Source organism: Mesorhizobium sp. M7A.F.Ca.CA.004.04.2.1 (genome assembly GCF_004022825.1).
Classification (GTDB): domain Bacteria; phylum Pseudomonadota; class Alphaproteobacteria; order Rhizobiales; family Rhizobiaceae; genus Mesorhizobium.
Map to the genome: position 1 here is coordinate 1 of NZ_RZPH01001741.1, position 520 is coordinate 520.

Genomic DNA, 520 nt, shown 5'->3' on the forward strand with positions numbered 1-520 from the left:
TATTGGGCGTTTACCCGGCGCTCCGGCACCTGGTCACGCTGGTTGATATCGCGCATCTCGCGGTAGTCGATGACGGTATAGGCGCCATTGGTGTCGGACGATAGCGTGGCCGGATAGGCGAAGAGATCGTCCTTGAAGGGTTTTAAGGACAGCGTCTGGCTTTGCGCGGCCGGAGACAGCAACGCGGTCGCGACTGCAAAGGCACAGAAAATTTGGCAGCGGATAGACATGTCCAAGGCATGCGTAATTCGGCTTGGGTTTGTCAATCCTGCAGCACGCCGCCGGCGCCTTCCAGCGCCTCGCGTGTGTCGACATCGACTGACGCCGCCGCGCCGATTTCGACATCGATGACATCGAGCCCTTCGGTCTCGACCAGATGGCGCGCGCCTGTGTCGCCTTCGAGATGGGCGATCGCCGGAAACAGCGAGCGCGGCAAAAGCACAGGGTTGCCGCGCTTGCCGTCATGCGAGGCGCGGACCACCGCGTTGCCGCCGGCCTTGCGGAAAGCATCGATCAATCT

Annotated in this window: 1 protein-coding gene and 1 pseudogene; both read right to left on the reverse strand. The window is 61.9% G+C overall.

Annotated elements, in window-relative coordinates:
- Nucleotides 1–230, reverse strand: a pseudogene (locus EN893_RS37325) (alpha/beta hydrolase); the annotation flags it as partial.
- A gap of 32 nt (nt 231–262) precedes the next feature.
- Nucleotides 263–520: NTP transferase domain-containing protein (locus tag EN893_RS37330; protein ID WP_164901564.1), on the reverse strand; the 258-nt coding region annotated here is incomplete at its 5' end.